17 protein-coding genes are annotated in these 16,790 nt (G+C 39.3%); 13 read left to right on the top strand and 4 right to left on the bottom strand.

The window, feature by feature from the left end; translation table 11 throughout:
* Positions 1 to 166: 166 nt before the first annotated feature.
* Entirely contained in the window at positions 167 to 517 is a 351-nt protein-coding gene (locus H8S07_RS00580) for a hypothetical protein (RefSeq protein WP_186855206.1), read from the bottom strand.
* Between the two features lie 173 nt (positions 518 to 690).
* Between H8S07_RS00580 and cls the strand changes: the two genes are divergently transcribed.
* The 9 genes from cls (at position 691) to metA (ending at position 10,582) form a co-directional block, all read left to right on the top strand.
* Positions 691 to 2,253, top strand: coding sequence for a cardiolipin synthase (gene cls / locus H8S07_RS00575; protein WP_186855205.1), 1,563 nt, complete (start codon positions 691 to 693; stop codon positions 2,251 to 2,253).
* Between the two features lie 140 nt (positions 2,254 to 2,393).
* On the top strand, positions 2,394 to 3,674 hold the full coding sequence (locus H8S07_RS00570) for an adenylosuccinate synthase (protein ID WP_117537144.1): 1,281 nt from the start codon (positions 2,394 to 2,396) through the stop codon (positions 3,672 to 3,674).
* Positions 3,675 to 3,850: 176 nt separating this feature from the next.
* On the top strand, positions 3,851 to 4,012 hold the full coding sequence (locus H8S07_RS00565) for a hypothetical protein (RefSeq protein ID WP_021861055.1): 162 nt from the start codon (positions 3,851 to 3,853) through the stop codon (positions 4,010 to 4,012).
* A 39-nt stretch (positions 4,013 to 4,051) separates the two neighbouring features.
* The gene (locus tag H8S07_RS00560; RefSeq protein WP_021861054.1) at positions 4,052 to 4,558 is read left to right on the top strand and encodes an SEC-C metal-binding domain-containing protein; all 507 of its coding nucleotides are present in this window, start codon (positions 4,052 to 4,054) and stop codon (positions 4,556 to 4,558) included.
* Positions 4,543 to 5,286: a YdcF family protein gene (locus H8S07_RS00555; RefSeq protein ID WP_207722364.1), complete on the top strand. Its 744-nt coding sequence runs from the start codon at positions 4,543 to 4,545 to the stop codon at positions 5,284 to 5,286. Before H8S07_RS00560 ends, H8S07_RS00555 begins: the two co-directional genes overlap by 16 nt.
* 402 nt (positions 5,287 to 5,688) lie before the next feature.
* Positions 5,689 to 7,614, top strand: a complete 1,926-nt coding sequence (thrS, locus tag H8S07_RS00550; RefSeq protein ID WP_021861052.1) for a threonine--tRNA ligase — start codon at positions 5,689 to 5,691, stop codon at positions 7,612 to 7,614.
* 87 nt (positions 7,615 to 7,701) lie between these two features.
* Entirely contained in the window at positions 7,702 to 8,022 is a 321-nt protein-coding gene (locus tag H8S07_RS00545; protein ID WP_118287837.1) for a DUF1540 domain-containing protein, read from the top strand.
* 170 nt (positions 8,023 to 8,192) lie between these two features.
* Positions 8,193 to 9,641, top strand: coding sequence for an AI-2E family transporter (locus tag H8S07_RS00540; RefSeq protein ID WP_226976316.1), 1,449 nt, complete (start codon positions 8,193 to 8,195; stop codon positions 9,639 to 9,641).
* 14 nt (positions 9,642 to 9,655) lie between these two features.
* Complete coding sequence (metA, locus tag H8S07_RS00535) at positions 9,656 to 10,582, top strand: homoserine O-acetyltransferase MetA (protein ID WP_118287838.1); 927 nt, start codon at positions 9,656 to 9,658, stop codon at positions 10,580 to 10,582.
* Positions 10,583 to 10,795: 213 nt separating this feature from the next.
* Here metA and H8S07_RS00530 read toward each other — a convergent pair whose 3' ends face one another.
* From H8S07_RS00530 to H8S07_RS00520, 3 genes are all read right to left on the bottom strand, one after another.
* Positions 10,796 to 11,989: a tyrosine-type recombinase/integrase gene (locus tag H8S07_RS00530; protein WP_118203784.1), complete on the bottom strand. Its 1,194-nt coding sequence runs from the start codon at positions 11,987 to 11,989 to the stop codon at positions 10,796 to 10,798.
* Positions 11,990 to 12,067: 78 nt separating this feature from the next.
* Complete coding sequence (locus tag H8S07_RS00525; RefSeq protein ID WP_002607397.1) at positions 12,068 to 12,271, bottom strand: excisionase; 204 nt, start codon at positions 12,269 to 12,271, stop codon at positions 12,068 to 12,070.
* Positions 12,271 to 13,332 carry a replication initiation factor domain-containing protein gene (locus H8S07_RS00520; protein ID WP_278044932.1) on the bottom strand — a complete coding sequence of 354 codons (1,062 nt, stop codon included), beginning with the start codon at positions 13,330 to 13,332 and terminating at the stop codon, positions 12,271 to 12,273. The genes H8S07_RS00525 and H8S07_RS00520 overlap by 1 nt, the downstream gene beginning before the upstream one ends.
* 496 nt (positions 13,333 to 13,828) lie before the next feature.
* Between H8S07_RS00520 and H8S07_RS00515 the strand changes: the two genes are divergently transcribed.
* From H8S07_RS00515 to H8S07_RS00500, 4 genes are all read left to right on the top strand, one after another.
* Positions 13,829 to 14,500: a helix-turn-helix domain-containing protein gene (locus H8S07_RS00515; protein WP_004612630.1), complete on the top strand. Its 672-nt coding sequence runs from the start codon at positions 13,829 to 13,831 to the stop codon at positions 14,498 to 14,500.
* Between the two features lie 276 nt (positions 14,501 to 14,776).
* Positions 14,777 to 15,553, top strand: a complete 777-nt coding sequence (locus H8S07_RS00510) for a hypothetical protein (RefSeq protein ID WP_117788313.1) — start codon at positions 14,777 to 14,779, stop codon at positions 15,551 to 15,553.
* 88 nt (positions 15,554 to 15,641) lie between these two features.
* On the top strand, positions 15,642 to 16,001 hold the full coding sequence (locus H8S07_RS00505; RefSeq protein ID WP_117788412.1) for a hypothetical protein: 360 nt from the start codon (positions 15,642 to 15,644) through the stop codon (positions 15,999 to 16,001).
* A gap of 28 nt (positions 16,002 to 16,029) precedes the next feature.
* A complete protein-coding gene (locus H8S07_RS00500) occupies positions 16,030 to 16,773 on the top strand; it encodes a hypothetical protein (RefSeq protein ID WP_186855204.1) in 744 nt (247 codons plus the stop codon).
* The last annotated feature ends 17 nt before the right edge of the window (positions 16,774 to 16,790 follow it).

Genomic DNA, 16,790 nt, shown 5'->3' with positions numbered 1-16,790 from the left:
CTTCAGCGGCTGTCGGTTACTGCCATGGCAGAAATGAACAAGATGTGAACATATAGAGCACAGACATAAAATAAAGGGCGTTATACAAATTTAGAATTTGTGTAATGCCCTTTTGCTCATTTAACAAAATCTGTGTTTATTATTAAATGAATGCTGATTTGAAAATTTATTTCTGTTCTTCCTTATCCGGATCAATATTTTCTGTTTCAGTTCCTTCGCTGGAAGTGTCAACGTTTTCTGTTATATCAGCTTCAGTACTGTTATCAGAGGAGTTATCCTCATCAGAGTCAGCATCTTCTTCGCTGTCAGTCTTTGGGGTAAGTGGTACATAACCTCTGTCAGAGACCGGCTTCAGATCATTGTCCAGATCAAAGCCTTCATTTTCAAAGATATCGTCGAGATCATCGTCAAAATCGTCCTCGTCGTCAGCTTTTGTCTTCTTAAAGTAATAGAAAATACCTGCGGCAGCACTGCCGATCGCAGCGAGTCCGAATAAACGTTTCCATAATTTATTCATAAGTAAATACTCCTTTCGTCGTGTTGTTCTAATAGATGTATTGTAATACTTTTCAGAAGAAAAAGAAAGGGATAGACTTATAAAAATACTATAAAACTTGACAAAATTGTGATACACTGTAAAATATATTTTTTGAAGAAAGTGTAGTAAAAGAGGAGATTGGTAGTTAGTTTATGAAAAAACATGAACCAAAAAAAACAGCAAAAAAAGGATTGTTTCGTATTGTTTTCAGTCGTTCCGGTATTATGCTCCTGCTGATTCTCATGCAGATCGGAGTCTTTACGATAACTACATTCCGGCTGCAGGCATATTCGACAGCAATCAGCGGAATCATGCTTTGCCTGCGAGTTATAGTAATCATTTACGTAATCAATTCGGAGGGCAATCCGGCATTTAAGATGACATGGATTTTGTGTATTATCACGTTTCCGGTTGTAGGAACGCTGTTTTATATTTATGTGAAGCTGCAGGTGGGGACACGCTTTCTGAAGCATAGACTTAGTACACTCAAAGCAGAGATGTCCCAGTATATGGTGCAGGATAAAGATACAGTAGATGCACTATGGGCAAGCCGATCAGCGAATGCAAGGCTGTCGCATTATCTTTCAAACCAGCTGAACTTTCCGACATACCGGAATACGCAGGTTCGTTATTTCCCATTGGGGGAAGACAAATTCCGTTGCCTGCTTGCGGAGCTTAAGAAAGCACGAAAATTTATTTTTATGGAATATTTTATTGTCGAAGAAGGATACATGTTGGATCAGATTCTGGAGATATTGATCCAGAAAGTAAGAGAAGGTGTGGAAGTTCGTTTTATGTATGACGGAATGTGTGCGATTTCCATGCTTCCGTATGATTATCCGGAGAAATTAAAACACTATGGAATCCAATGTAAAATGGCAAATGCAGTAAAGCCGTTTCTGTCTACAACACAGAATAACAGAGATCACCGGAAAATCTGTGTTATAGACGGAAAAACAGCATTTACAGGAGGAATCAACATTGGAGATGAGTACATTAACCGGAAAGAACGGTTCGGCCATTGGAAAGATACAGCAATCATGTTAAAGGGGGATGCGGTACAGAGCTTTACAATGATGTTTCTGGAGATGTGGAATGTAGATGAGCGATATTCAGAAAACTATCATCGCTATCTGACACCAAAACGCCGGGAATTGCACCGGGAATACGGCTATATAATTCCTTATGCAGACAGTCCGTATGATGATGAAAATGTAGGCGAAGAGGTTTATTTCCATATTCTGAACCATGCGAGAAAATATGTACATATTATGACCCCGTATCTGATATTGGATAACGAGATGATCACGACGTTGACGCGTGTGGCAAAAAGTGGCGTGGAGGTCAGTATCATCATGCCACATATTCCGGATAAGTGGTATGCTTTTGCTGTGGCCAAGACATATTACAAAGAGCTGATAGAGGGCGGTGTCCGGATTTATGAATACGAGCCGGGGTTTGTTCATGCAAAGGTATTTGTGGCAGACGATGATACGGCAAGTGTAGGTACGATCAATCTGGATTACCGGAGCCTATATCTGCATTTTGAATGCGGAGCCTTTATTTACAATAATTCAGAAATTGACAGAATTGAACGTGATTTTCAGGAAACACTGGAGAAATGTCATAAAGTGACGCTGATGGAAGTAAAGAATCGGTCACTGCTGACCAAGATTGTCGGACAGGTATTAAAACTTGTAGCGCCGCTTATGTAAAAATAAAAAAAACGTGGAAAAACAGTGAAAATGTACAAAATTTGTTTTACAGAAACACGGAAATATAGTATAATAACGAATGGTGTCTTAGGACACCCGAATGAAGAATGATATGTGATAATAACACAGGAGGAATTGATATGGTTAAAGCAGTCGTAGGTGCTAACTGGGGAGACGAAGGTAAAGGAAAAATTACAGATATGCTTGCTGAGGAAGCTGACATTATCGTACGTTTCCAGGGTGGAGCCAATGCAGGACATACAATCGTTAATAATTATGGAAAATTTGCCCTTCATACATTACCGTCAGGGGTATTTTATGATCATACAACAAGTATCATCGGAAATGGTGTTGCATTAGATATTCCGGTACTTTTCAAGGAAGTACAGTCTATCGTTGACAGAAATGTTCCGATGCCGAAGATTCTTGTATCTGACAGAGCGCAGATGGTAATGTCTTACCACAAAGATTTTGATGCATATGAAGAAGAGAGACTCGGAGGCAAGTCTTTCGGATCTACAAAGTCCGGAATTGCACCGTTCTATTCAGATAAGTATGCAAAGATCGGTTTCCAGGTAAGCGAGTTATTTGATGATGAATTATTAAAAGAAAAAGTAGTAAGAGTTGCAGAGCAGAAGAATGTTCTTCTGAAGCATCTGTATCACAAACCGCTGATCAATCCGGATGATCTCTATGAAGAGCTGATGGAGTACAAAGCAAAAGTTGAGCCGTTTGTATGTGATACATCCCTGTTCCTGCACAATGCATTAAAAGAAGGAAAGAATATTCTGTTAGAAGGACAGTTAGGTTCTCTGAAGGATCCGGATCACGGAATTTATCCAATGGTTACTTCTTCTTCCACACTGGCTGGATACGGAGCAATCGGAGCAGGTATTCCACCGTATGAGATTCAGAAGATCGTGACAGTATGCAAAGCATACTCCAGTGCAGTTGGAGCAGGTGCATTTGTAAGTGAGATCTTCGGAGAAGAAGCAGACGAGTTAAGACGCCGCGGCGGAGACGGTGGCGAGTTCGGAGCAACAACCGGACGTCCGAGACGTATGGGATGGTTTGACTGTGTAGCTTCCAAATATGGATGTCGTATGCAGGGAACAACAGATGTTGCATTTACAGTATTGGATGTCCTTGGATACCTGGAAGAGATTCCGGTATGCGTAGGATATGAGATTGACGGTGAAGTTACAACAGATTTCCCGCCGACACATCTTCTTGAGAAAGCAAAACCGGTATTTAAGACACTGCCGGGATGGAACTGTGATATCCGTGGAATCAAGAAATATGAAGACCTTCCGGAGAACTGCCGTAAGTATATCGAGTTCGTAGAAGAACAGATTGGTTATCCGATCACAATGGTATCAAACGGACCTGGAAGAGAAGACATTATTTATCGTAATAAATAATTAAGATTCTTAATACCTCTTAAGAAAAGTGTTATTTTATCTTTAGAAATCTGCCACAGGATGTACACATTCTGCTGATAAGATGATTTTACCGCTAAGAATTACGTCATATACAGAGCAATCTGTGAATATAATAGTAAGGCGGGAGTAAGAATGACCGAGAAGGAGGTATACTTATGAATCAGAAAACTACTTCAGAATATCAGGAAGTGATATCGATGGAAGAGTATTTAGACAAGAGAAAAAGACAGAAAAAGAATGCCCCTGAGAACAGTAGCAAGATGGAAACTACCATTCCTGTGAATGTTGCATGGGCGTTCGCCGAGATGTATATATAAGAGAAATGAACTAGAAACATAAGAAGGAGTAACATAGATATGAGTCGTACATTATTAGAACAGTGGAAAGACATCGCTTATGATGAGACTGCTGACAGAGGACAGCTTCAGAACTTCTGGGGAAGCTATTTCCAGATTGAGAAGGAGATTTATGAAAAGCTTCTTTCTAATCCGGATGAAGAAGTCAGAGGAACTGTAAAAGAGCTGGCTGAGAGATATGGACAGGATGTCATGACAATGGTAGGATTTCTGGATGGTATTGACGAGAGTCTGGTTGTGCCAAACCCAATCGATACAATGGACGAAGATACCGTTGTGAATCTTGTGTTTGACAAGGAAAAACTTTACAAAAACATGGTTGCAGCGAGAGCCGACTGGCTGTATGAACTTCCACAGTGGAAAGAGATTTTTTCTGAGTCTGAACTGAAAAAGTTATACAAAGAGCAGAAAGAGTCTACAACAATCCGCAAAGGCAAGAAGATCGGACGTAACGATCCGTGCCCGTGCGGTTCAGGAAAGAAGTATAAGAAATGTTGTGGAAAATAATATTGCTAATGCTCGCAGTTTTGTGCCTGGTCTATTATGGAGTGATTCGACTGGCAACCGGGCGATGGAATTCAACATTTGCAAGAGTCTGGCCAGTAGCAGGAATCCTGTTACTGGCTTTTTCCTATCTGGAATGGAGAGGACGTCTGCCACATGTAATGATGCTGGCAATATTGGCAATCTGTGTATTGATCATACTGACCTGTATACCGATTTTGTATACGATGTTTGTTAAAGAAAATGATGCATGCGACTATCTGATCATATTGGGTGCGCATGTGAATGGCAGGGTACCAAGTGATTCACTGGAACGCAGAATCAGAAAAGCGGAGCAATATCTGAAATCACATCCGATGACTAAAGTCATCGTCTCCGGAGGTCAGGGAAAGGGCGAAGATATTACAGAAGCAGAAGCGATGGAGATTTATCTGTGGGAGCATGGCATTGAGAAAGAACGGATTTTAAAGGAAACGGCATCGACAACGACGAGAGAGAATTTAAGATTTTCCAAAGCATTATTTACACCGGAGATCGTAAAGGTTGGAATTGTGACAAATAATTTCCATTTACACAGGTCATGTGCTCTTGCAAATAGACTCGGATATCCACATGTGTATCCGATTTCTGCCGGATGTAAAGGAAGTCTCTTTTTGAATTATATGATGCGTGAGGTTCCGGCGATGTGGAAGTTCTGGCTTGACAAAGAAAAAGACAGTGATATAATATAAAGCGTGTATGAAAGACATATGCCAAATGCGTAGATGAGACGAGTAAGTTGGGAAAGGAATAGCAGAGAGAGAAGTCACCGGCTGCAAGCTTCTTATTTTGGAACCTTCTGAAGACTACCTCGGAGTGGCTGTAAAACAGCCCGGTGATTCCGTTATCATCATGAATGAAGTGGTTTCGATCAGAGATATTTTTAATATACAAGTATGATCGTTTCAAACAGGGTGGAACCGCGAGAGAACTCGTCCCTTACAGTGATTGCTGTAAGGGATTTTTTTAATAATAGAAAACCGCATTTCCTATTATTTTAAAAGCCTCCGGCAGGATGTGTACTCGCACATTCTATTTAACCCCTTACCAGCGAATAAAAAGCGAAATAATAAAATAAAAGGAGAGAAAACATTATGAAAATCACATTAAAAGATGGATCTGTTATGGAATTTGAACAGGAAATGTCCGTTCTTGATGTTGCAAAATCAATTAGCGAAGGTCTTGCAAGAGTAGCAACATCTGCAAAAGTAGACGGAGATATTGTAGATCTTCGTACTGTACTTGACAAAGACTGCGAATTGGAAATTCTTACTTTTGATTCAGAAGACGGAAATGGTGCATTTAATCATACAGCAGCACATATTATGGCACAAGCTGTAAAACGGCTGTATCCGGAGACAAAACTGGCAATCGGACCTTCTATTGCTAACGGTTTTTACTATGATCTGGATCGTGAAACTGCATTTACAGCAGAAGATCTTGAAAAAATCGAGAAAGAAATGAAAAAAATCGTAAAAGAAGCACTTCCTCTGGAAAGATTTACAAAATCAAGAGAAGAGGCAATTGCATTTTTCAAAGAAAAGGAGGAACCATATAAAGTAGAACTGATTAAAGACCTTCCGGAAGGAGCAGAGATCAGCTTTTACAAACAGGGAGAATTTACAGATCTCTGTGCAGGGCCACATCTGATGTCTACCAAGACAGTAAAAGCATTTAAGCTGACAAGCCTTGCAGGTGCTTACTGGCGTGGAGATGAGAAGAATAAGATGCTGACAAGAATCTATGGTGTTGCTTATCCGAAGAAAGCACAGTTAGATGAATACCTGCATATGATGGAAGAAGCGAAGAAACGTGACCATAGAAAACTCGGAAAAGAGCTCGGACTTTTTATGATGTGTGAAGAAGGACCTGGATTCCCGTTCTTCCTTCCAAAGGGAATGGTATTAAAGAATACACTGCTCGATTACTGGAGAGAACTGCATAAACGCTGTGGTTATCAGGAAGTTTCCACACCGATCATCTTAAGCAGACATCTGTGGGAGACATCTGGACACTGGGATCACTATAAAGAAAATATGTATACAACCGTGATCGATGATGAAGACTTTGCAATAAAACCAATGAACTGTCCGGGTGGAATGCTTGTTTATAAAGCAGAGCCTCGTTCTTATAAAGATCTTCCGCTCCGTGTCGGTGAACTTGGACTGGTACACCGTCATGAAAAATCCGGTCAGCTTCACGGACTGATGCGTGTACGCTGCTTTACACAGGATGATGCGCACATCTTTATGATGCCGGAACAGATCCGTGATGAGATCAAAGGTGTTGCAGCACTGATCGACGAAGTATACAGCCTGTTCGGATTCAAATATCATGTAGAGTTATCTACCCGTCCGGACAACAGTATGGGAAGCGATGAAGATTGGGAACTTGCAACGGAAGGTTTAAGAGGAGCATTAGACGATCTTGGACTGGATTATGTTGTAAATGAAGGGGATGGAGCATTCTATGGACCGAAGATTGATTTCCATTTGACAGATTCTATCGGAAGAACATGGCAGTGCGGAACGATCCAGCTTGATATGCAGCTTCCACAGAGATTCGAATTAGAATATACAGGAGCTGACGGAGAGAAACATCGTCCGATCATGATCCACAGAGTTGCATTTGGTTCTATCGAAAGATTTATTGGTATCTTGATCGAGCATTTTGCAGGAGCATTCCCGACATGGCTTGCACCGGTACAGGTTAAAGTACTTCCGATTTCCGATAAATACATGGATTATGCACAGAAAGTACAGGATACATTATACAATGCAGGTATCCGCTCAGAAATTGATTCCAGAGCAGAGAAGATTGGATACAAGATCCGTGAAGCACAGATGCAGAAAATTCCATACATGCTTGTTGTGGGAGCAAAAGAGGAAGAAGCAGGTGTGGTATCTGTAAGAAGTCGTTTTGCAGGTGACGAAGGACAGAAAGATCTGACAGCATTTATGGATGCTTTGAAAGAAGAGATCGATACAAAAACAATCCGCGAAGTCGAAAAAGAAGATTAAAACTTTTATGATATCAAACGGTTAAAAATTTTATTTCCGGATATACTAACTTTGATCTGGTAACAGGATAGAAAAGGAGGGTATAATATGCCGGAATTAAAGTGTACCGTACAGACATGTAAGCACAATCAGAATTATAACTGTGATCTTGACAAGATCACAGTGGGCGGAGACGCCGCAGTTGCACCGAAGGACACTTGTTGCGACAGTTTTGAAGAACGTAAAGACGGATATTCAAACAGCACAGGAAAACAGGCATCGCCGGTCAGCCAGGTAGACTGCCAGGCAACAGAATGTAAATATAATAACAACTGTTCCTGTCAGGCTGGTAAGATCAGCGTGGAAGGTGGAAACGCCTGCACATGTGGGCAGACAGAATGTGCAACATTTGATTGCAGCTGCAGATAAGAAAAATAAGCGTGCCTCTCATAGCACAATGGAAACTCCCGGAGATCTCGCTCCGGGAGTTTTCTTTTGTGCCGCTGATTGCTTACTGTTACGCCTTTATAGTTGACGCATAAAAGATCGGAGAGTATAATTATTTTATGTGCATTTGTGCAAAGAAGAGGAATAATTATATGAGTGAAAATGAAAAGAAAGAACGGGAAACATATTACAATTCAAAACCAAGACTTGGCGGAAATGGTCCTTCGAAAATCAGACAGCAGTTTAACAGAGGAATGACATATTTTCTTGTGATAGCGGCATCGCTTGCATTTTATTTTGCACTGTTGCGTTTCCGGCATATTTTTAACGTGCTGTGGAAGGTATACGACGTATTGAAACCGATTATTTATGGAGCCGTGATCGCATATCTGCTGAACCCAATCGTCAAAAGAGTAGACAAGAGGCTGATCCCTGTATTAGAGAAAAAGGTTACAAAACCGGGAAGAGCACAGAATATTTCCAGATCTGTCGGTGTGTTTACATCGCTGATTATATTGGGCGCATTGATATCTGCTTTATGCAACCTACTGATACCGGAATTATATGTTAGTATCCGTGATATGATCTATACATTACCGGGACAGCTCAACCATATGGTGTCATCACTGAATAATATCAAAATGGATGATTCTACAACCGGTTCCATTGTAAAGACAGCGATTGAGCAGGGAACAACAATGCTTCAGAACTGGCTGCGCAACGACCTTCTTGGAAAGGTCAATGAACTGATGTCGAATCTGACAGTCGGAGTGCTCAATTTTCTTGGTGAAGTTGTGAACTTCCTGATCGGAGTGATTGTATCCATCTACATTTTATTCAGTAAGGAACTGTTTGCAAAACAGTGCAAGAAGATTGTTTATGCAGTATTGCCAATAAGACATGCTAATCTGCTCCTGCATCTGACAACGAAAAGTAATGAGATATTTGGTGGATTTATTATTGGAAAGATCATTGATTCTGCAATTATTGGAGTACTGTGTTTCTTTGGATTGTCAATTTTAAATATGCCATATACGTTATTAGTAAGTGTGATCGTCGGTGTGACGAATGTCATCCCGTTCTTTGGACCGTACATTGGAGCTGTTCCGAGTGCAATCCTGATCATGCTGGATAGTCCGATAAAAGGACTGTATTTCCTGATATTTATACTGGTATTGCAACAGTTTGACGGTAATATATTAGGACCGAAGATCCTTGGAAATTCCACAGGATTGTCTGCATTCTGGGTAATCGTTGCAATTCTTCTCGGGGGAGGTTTGTTCGGATTCCCGGGTATGCTTATGGGAGTGCCGACATTTGCTGTGATCTATTACATTGTTCAGATGCTTGTAAGCAGCAAGCTGGAACAAAAAATGCTTCCTAAAAATACGGAAGCTTACGATCAGTACAGTTATGTAGACAATGCAGGACAGTATGTACATTCTTCACAGGAGCATGTGCATGCGACGCAGGAATATAAGTATCCGGAACATTCCGCAGTACATATGGAGCATTTTGGTCATATGGAAACCTTTGATGCAAAAATTAGACCAAAGAAAAAGGATGATCAGGAAGAGAATCATAAAAAAGATAACAAATAAAGGGGAATTTAATTATGCCGATTCGTGTGCAGAATGATCTCCCGGTAAAGGAGATCTTAGAGAGTGAAAACATATTTGTAATGGATGAACACCGTGCGATGCATCAGGATATCCGTCCGATCAAGATCGGACTTCTGAATCTGATGCCGCTTAAGGAGGATACGGAGCTTCAGATCCTCCGGTCGCTGTCCAATACACCGTTGCAGGTGGATGTAACGTTTGTTATGGTATCCAGTCATGAAGCAAAGAATACACCGACCAGTCATTTAAACCAGTTTTATAATCGTTTTGGCGAGATTCGGGATGAGAGATTTGACGGATTTATCATTACGGGAGCTCCTGTAGAGCAGATCCCATTTGAGGAAGTAGATTATTGGGAAGAATTAAAGCAGATCATGGAATGGACAAAGACGCATGTTACCTCAACACTGCATCTGTGCTGGGGTGCGCAGGCAGGTATGTATTATCATTTCGGAATTGATAAGAAGCCGTTGCCGGAGAAAGCTTTTGGATTATTCTGGCATAAAGTACTCAACCGTAAGATTCCACTTGTCCGTGGATTTGATGACTGTTTCCTTGCACCACATTCCAGACATACAGAAGTGCCGATGGATGCAGTAAGGGATGACGAGCGAATTACTGTGCTTGCTGAGTCCGATGAAGTTGGACTTTTCCTTGCTATGGCAAATGACGGCAGACAGATTTTCGTAATGGGACATCCGGAATATGACCGGGTAACTCTGGATGGCGAATACAAACGTGATCTTTCCAAAGGCCTGGAGATTGCAATGCCGAAGAATTATTATCCGGATGATGATCCGGATAAGACACCGCTCCTTAAGTGGAGAGCGACTGCGAATAACCTGTATACAAACTGGTTGAATTATTACGTATATCAGGCAACGCCGTACGATATGATCGGAACACCGGATTTTCGTTGATTTTACGGGGATTACGAGTATCCTATATATCACATAATTTATTATAAATTATATATGTCTTTTTGACTATCTTTTTATATCTTCTTAAATGTCCGCAAAGCCTTATTTTATAGGCTCTACGGGCATTTTGCTTTTGTGGTAAACCTCACATATCTAGGTCTATCTTCTTATATTTTCGCTATCAAGCGTGGTTAAAATCGTGGTAAATACTTCTTATGCGATTAGACGCTGAACCTCTGATTTTGCGGTATCTATGGACGCATGAGCGTACCAGTTCATTGTGATACTGATGTTTGAATGTCCCATGATATACTGTAAATCTTTTGGGTTCATGTTCTTGCTAGCCAGCCTTGTGCAGAATGTATGGCGTAGCGTATGCGGTGTGATATGTGGCAAGGGATTGTCCTTGTGGTGCTTGTTGTATTTCTTTACCATACGGATAAATAAGGCGTTATAATCAATCGCAATTTTGGGCTTGCCTTTATGATTGACAAACAGAAAATTGCTCCGTCCGTCTATCACAAATGGTTCTGCCTTTGGGCGTTTTTTCATAACCCGTTGAAATGCCTGTATTGTTTCTCTGCTTAATGGCACTTGCCTTATTCCGCTCTTTGTTTTAGGCGTTTCAATATAATAGCCCTGTTCCTTGCTCTTTAATAACTGGTGGTCGATAATCACAACTTCATTCTTGAAATCAATATCGGCTACTGTCAGCCCGCACAGTTCCGAGATACGAAGTCCTGTCTTTAATAATATCAGCACATCATCATAATGCTTGTGATACACATTGTCTGTTTTGATGAATGAGAGTAAGGCTTGTTCCTGTTCCTCTGTCAATGCGACTTTCTCTTTGGTATCATTTTCTAGGACTTCATTTAACTTGAAATCAAAGGGATTTTTCCTTACGCAATCGTCTTGTATGGCGATATAGAATGACGCTTTTAACGAGCGTTTATGGTTGTTAATGGTATTGTAGGAAAAACCTTTGTCTTTCATGCGTAACGCCCATTCCTTAGCGTCAGAGGGTTTGATTGTATCAATGCTCCTCGCACCTAACTTGTCCTCTTTCAATAACCGCATGAGTTGTTCCCGTTGTTTCATTGTGCTTTTCTTCACATTTGCCCTCTGTGCGTTCTGTTTGGCATAGAGTTGGCAAAGCGTCATTTTCTTGCCTGTGCTGTCGATACCGTCCTCAATATCCCGTCTTATCTGCTGTTCCAGTTCTCGAAGTGAGGGTTTTTCCCGTTTTCCCTTTGGTGTCGGGTCTGTAGGTGTCAATCTCCAAGCATACACATATTTTGTGTTTCCAAATGCGTCTACATATTTATATAAGTATTTTCCGTCTGTTCGTTGGCTCTCTCCAGTATGCAGGATACGACCTTTGTTATCCCGTCTTTTTTCTTTCATGGTGTCTGCTCCTTTCCTTGTTGGAAAGAGCCTTGATATGACTTGTGTTCATCATAACACATACAAGGCTCATTTGCATTAGATTGCGTCCAATTTATCAATAACCTGTTCAAATTGTCGGCGTTTAATCTGTATGCGGTTGCCATTCATAATGAGCCAGCCAGCGTCTTTGTTTTCCTCTGCCAATCGTCTTAACTTGTTTTCTCCGATACGGAAATACTTTGACGCTTCTTCAATGGTAAGGGTGTATTTTTCCCATACGGGAATATCGTTGTTATTCATCAGATACCCCCTTTCCCATGTTTCGTGTCATACTGGATATAGGGGATAAGGTCGGTGCGGTTTATCCTCTGTAAATGGGCGGTTAATTTACTGGAAAGGGAATTGCTGTATCTTGCCTTATCAAGCATAGTTCCTACTTTTTCCAGTCCACCTAATGCGTCATGTTCTTCTAAGAAATAAAAACTTTTGACAGCGGAAATCACGCCACCCTCTGTGAGCCATTGCTGTGTTTCTTCAAGAGAATTTTGCTGTTTTGGTACTTGCAGTTTTAAGACTTCCACAGCCCCTAAAAAGCGTTCCCAAAACCGACAAGTTTTCCACCTGCTCTTATTACTTTCGTTTCTGTTTGGTACGACAAAGCGTAGGTTGTTTGCCAATAGACCGAAAGCAAGTTCTCCAAGTTCCAGCGGTCTTTCCTTGAATGTCATGGCAAAAGCATGAGCCTTATCATCACGCAGTTGCATTTCTGTCCGTTTCCAACTGCCGACTTCATCAAGTGTCTTATTATGTTTTGAACAGACTTCCTTATCCTTATCATAAAAGCGGTAGGACAATCCCGATTTGCCAGCACCGATATAAACAGTCTTTGCGGTGTCGAAATCATCAAACTTGCTTTCGTCAAAGTGGTAGCCCTCACTATTCGAGATAAATTCCTCTTTTTCGCATTTCTTCTTTATCTGATCTATGGTAAAAAATGGCTTTTCGTTTTTATCGTCAATGGCAATATCAAGCCTTGTGAAGTGGAAGTTATCCCGTCCGTATCTTCGCTCACAATGTTTGAACATATCCCCAAAAGTATAATTCCTATTGTCGAGAATACGGAAAATATCATCACAACCTCTGCCAGTCATAACAAGATAACAGCCTAACCCTTGTGGGTTATCCTCTGTTTTTCTTGCGTCCCCCGATACATAAATATCTCCAATCTGCCAGCGTGCTTGATAAGTTTTGTATTTAATGCTTGCCGGATAGACATTGAAAATATCAGTCGGTAAACCTAAAATGTGCATGATGACATCTTCTGCGGTTGCAGTATCAAATACAATGCTGATGTAATCAATCTTAACGGATAAATTTTTGTGTGTAGTTATAGTGCATTACTCCTTTCGTACTTCCCGTTTTTTTGCGGGGTAAAAATCGTGTTTTTTCCTTTATTTATCACAGTTTCTAGGTACTATGACATGTATGCGCAGGGCGGTGTTACATATACGCCCTTTACGAACGCCTAAAGGCGTTCCTTTTCTTCCTGTGTCTGCTCCGTTCTTAACGCTCACGAGCCTTGTAAGGCTCGTGGCTAAACGGAACAGCCCCAGTCAGAAACCTTATTTTCGGTCTGATAGTCCATACCTATTCATGCTATCAAAATGAAAATATCTATTCTATATGCTTACTCAAGCGTGTGATTGACCCTAGCGTGCTTAATCACTCTATCTGATATGATAATAACGCCATTAGAATTACTTGTCAAGAAGTTTTTGTTGACTTTTGGATATAGATTAAGTATGATATGCTTATAAATACCAAAAAAAGCAACGAAAGGAGCGGTTATACTAAGTTATGGAGCATTATGAAAAGAAAATCAGTTTCTTAGGAGAGAACATACAAACCATAAGAAAACATAGAGGAATGAAACAACAGGAACTGGCGGACAAAATCGGTATCAATATGCAGAGCCTTTCCAAGATTGAACGTGGTGTGAATTATCCTACCTTTGATACGCTGGAAAAGATAATGGACGTGCTGGGTGTAACGCCCAATGAATTATTGTCGGGAGAATGGAAGTATATCGATCACACCGAGCCATATATCATGGATATTATCAAACGGGAACAGGACTTCAATGTTTCTTTAGATTATCTGTCTGAAAATGAATTTTTCGATAATGAAAACGAATACAGATTTTACATGGAAACCATATTGATTAGATACATCAGCAATTATCTTTCTAATGAGGTTGTAGAAATTGAAGAACTTATGGAAATCAAACAGTTGATACAGCGTCAAAAAATAGAACGCATGATGAAAGTACATAAGGAAATGCGAGGGTTAGACCGATACAGAGAACAGCCGAAAGAATACAAATATCACAACCCTTATGATGACTGGATATTCCGTCAACTTGCAGATATAGATAACAGAAAAAATATTCCTAATACTTCTCCACAAGTAGACTTTAATGAGGGAGATTATGAAGATTATCTAAAGGCGAAATGGAACAGAGGTCTTTAATTTCCTCTTGCATGGAAGATACAGCAAATAAAAAGCCCAGTAAAGAGTGCAAAGCACCACCAATGGTGGCAAGGCTCTTGACAGGGCTTTTTCTTTTCTGTGATTGATAATCAAGAGGAAGAAAAGAAAAGTGTGTATTTTCCAAGATAGAAAAATATTAAGAGGTATGCTGATTTTTATTGTGGTGGATATATGGAACTGTTATAATATGGGCATGAAGAAAGCGACAAATTAGAATTTGTGAGAACAGTATTATTCATGTTAAGAGGAGGCGAAATGATGAATGGACAAATGTTTCAAATTGCATCTATTGTAGCAGCGAGCAAAAAAGCGTTGCAATTATCAGAACCAATTAGATTTTCACCATTAGAATATGAGAATAAAATTGAATTTGTCTTTTTACCTCAAAAGAAATTTTTAAGGACAGAAAAATATACTGCTACTAATGTTTCATTGTGGTTTGAACAAATAAAGAAAAATGGGATACAGGATATAAAGTTGCTCTGTCCATATTCAGTGAAAGATAGACAATTTTTAGGATTTTCAAATACAACAGAAAGTGCCATTTTGTGTTTTTACAAAAGCGGAAAAGTAACATACTTTGTTGCTGATTGGCAATTTGACTCTGTGCAAAAAAAATGGAATATTCTATATTCAGAGCATGAGTGGACTAACCCACCATCAAAAAAACCATATTTTGAGAATAACATTAACTCATTTCGAGATGTATTATTATCGATTAAAGAATTGGCTGAAAAAATAGAGTGTGAAAATTTTGCTAATATTTTTACTTCTGCTATAAACCTTTTAGATGGCTGTAGCGAGTATCCAGATGAAAAGTATGGTTTGAGTTTACCACCAATTCCACAGCAAAATCTTCAAATGTTCGAAGCTGCAAGTGTTTCGGATGTTTTTGGAGCAATGGGTTCGTGGAATGATAGCCCAGCATATATGGCTCACAAAAAAGGGTTATCTGAAGAATACGAAACGCTGTCTTCTGAGTTATTAAAAAATGTAAGACTTGCTATTTTATATGCCATAAATGAATGGTAAGATTATAAGTTTGTATTTCATATATGCAAATCCCAGTTTGTAGAACGGTGTTAAATCATAAAATCATAATGTTAGGAGGAATCTTATTATGGATTTAATGCAAATAAAAATAGCAAAAGATGAGCAAATTGTATCATACATTAAATTCATCAGAGAATATGATAAATCCATGTCTATGAGCCATATAAAACAGAAAATAGAGTCGAACGATTTTGTAGTAACATATGATACTAATGATTACGATGTTGTAGAAGAGATAAACGGAATAGATAAGACTAGAGCGTTTAGAGAATTGATTGGGAAACTGCAAAGAGCAGGTGCAGAAATAACTATTTATTATAATGGGCGAATTATTTCATTGGAATTTTTAGATAATTGGTTGAATTCTATGGACGAAATAAAAAAGGAAGTCGAAAATGATATAGATAGAGAAGTTTATGAGTGTTAAATCATCAAATCACATAGAGGTGGCGATTATGCGATATAAAAAATTTTTATTAGGTGTTATAGCAAGCGTGCTTTGTCTAGGACTATTAAATGGTTGTAGCAGTTATTCGCATGATTTTAACTCTAGTGAAGAAGCACAAAAATATATCTTATCCAAATTAAAGGACAAATACAATGAAGAATTTTCTTTACTGGAAACTTCTGCCATAATCCAGTTTAATCCTATTTTTTCTTCTTTGTACTTCTTCACTTCTGTAATAATAAATTCTTCTCAAACTGCTACTATATATACACGAAATACTGGACTTTTTGAGGATAGTTACCATGTTTATTACTATTCTGATGAAATAAAAGAACTTGCAACTCCTTTATTTCAAGATAAGCCTTTTATAAGAGGTTATCAAATTGAAGTTCAAGGGCATACAACCACGACAGAATGGAATGGTAAGGAAAGTGTAGAAGAATATCTGAAAAAAAGGGAATATGAAATAGAAACAAGTATATATCTTAATGAGGGAAAAACTGATAAAGAATATGCAGAAGAACTTTCCTATATCATGCAAGAAATTGTAGAAAGTGATTTGGTTTTTAATATTTCAGTATATACAAGCGATGATAACCTTATTTTCTATTCTCTACCAGAACAGCACAGTCAACCAGACGTAGAAGTGATTTTGGAAAAAATGGCAGATGTTAAAAGACAACAAAAAACGCAAAAAGATTATAAGGAATGGAAGAAACAAAATCAGAACAATGAAACAAATTCTGATTGATGTAGTAATAAAGGAGT

Source organism: Dorea hominis (assembly GCF_014287705.1).
In the GTDB taxonomy this organism is placed as follows: domain Bacteria; phylum Bacillota; class Clostridia; order Lachnospirales; family Lachnospiraceae; genus Dorea_D; species Dorea_D hominis.
Note: the sequence above shows the minus strand (reverse complement) of the source record. Positions and strands in the feature narration are given on the sequence as shown.

Excerpts from the sequence above, each read along its gene's own strand:
- H8S07_RS00580 (WP_186855206.1), bottom strand. The coding sequence starts at position 517 with ATGAATAAATTATGGAAACGTTTATTCGGACTCGCTGCGATCGGCAGT.
- cls (WP_186855205.1), top strand. The coding sequence starts at position 691 with ATGAAAAAACATGAACCAAAAAAAACAGCAAAAAAAGGATTGTTTCGT.
- H8S07_RS00570 (WP_117537144.1), top strand. The coding sequence starts at position 2,394 with ATGGTTAAAGCAGTCGTAGGTGCTAACTGGGGAGACGAAGGTAAAGGA.
- H8S07_RS00565 (WP_021861055.1), top strand. The coding sequence starts at position 3,851 with ATGAATCAGAAAACTACTTCAGAATATCAGGAAGTGATATCGATGGAA.
- H8S07_RS00560 (WP_021861054.1), top strand. The coding sequence starts at position 4,052 with ATGAGTCGTACATTATTAGAACAGTGGAAAGACATCGCTTATGATGAG.
- H8S07_RS00555 (WP_207722364.1), top strand. The coding sequence starts at position 4,543 with ATGTTGTGGAAAATAATATTGCTAATGCTCGCAGTTTTGTGCCTGGTC.
- thrS (WP_021861052.1), top strand. The coding sequence starts at position 5,689 with ATGAAAATCACATTAAAAGATGGATCTGTTATGGAATTTGAACAGGAA.
- H8S07_RS00545 (WP_118287837.1), top strand. The coding sequence starts at position 7,702 with ATGCCGGAATTAAAGTGTACCGTACAGACATGTAAGCACAATCAGAAT.
- H8S07_RS00540 (WP_226976316.1), top strand. The coding sequence starts at position 8,193 with ATGAGTGAAAATGAAAAGAAAGAACGGGAAACATATTACAATTCAAAA.
- metA (WP_118287838.1), top strand. The coding sequence starts at position 9,656 with ATGCCGATTCGTGTGCAGAATGATCTCCCGGTAAAGGAGATCTTAGAG.
- H8S07_RS00530 (WP_118203784.1), bottom strand. The coding sequence starts at position 11,989 with ATGAAAGAAAAAAGACGGGATAACAAAGGTCGTATCCTGCATACTGGA.
- H8S07_RS00525 (WP_002607397.1), bottom strand. The coding sequence starts at position 12,271 with ATGAATAACAACGATATTCCCGTATGGGAAAAATACACCCTTACCATT.
- H8S07_RS00515 (WP_004612630.1), top strand. The coding sequence starts at position 13,829 with ATGGAGCATTATGAAAAGAAAATCAGTTTCTTAGGAGAGAACATACAA.
- H8S07_RS00510 (WP_117788313.1), top strand. The coding sequence starts at position 14,777 with ATGATGAATGGACAAATGTTTCAAATTGCATCTATTGTAGCAGCGAGC.
- H8S07_RS00505 (WP_117788412.1), top strand. The coding sequence starts at position 15,642 with ATGGATTTAATGCAAATAAAAATAGCAAAAGATGAGCAAATTGTATCA.
- H8S07_RS00500 (WP_186855204.1), top strand. The coding sequence starts at position 16,030 with ATGCGATATAAAAAATTTTTATTAGGTGTTATAGCAAGCGTGCTTTGT.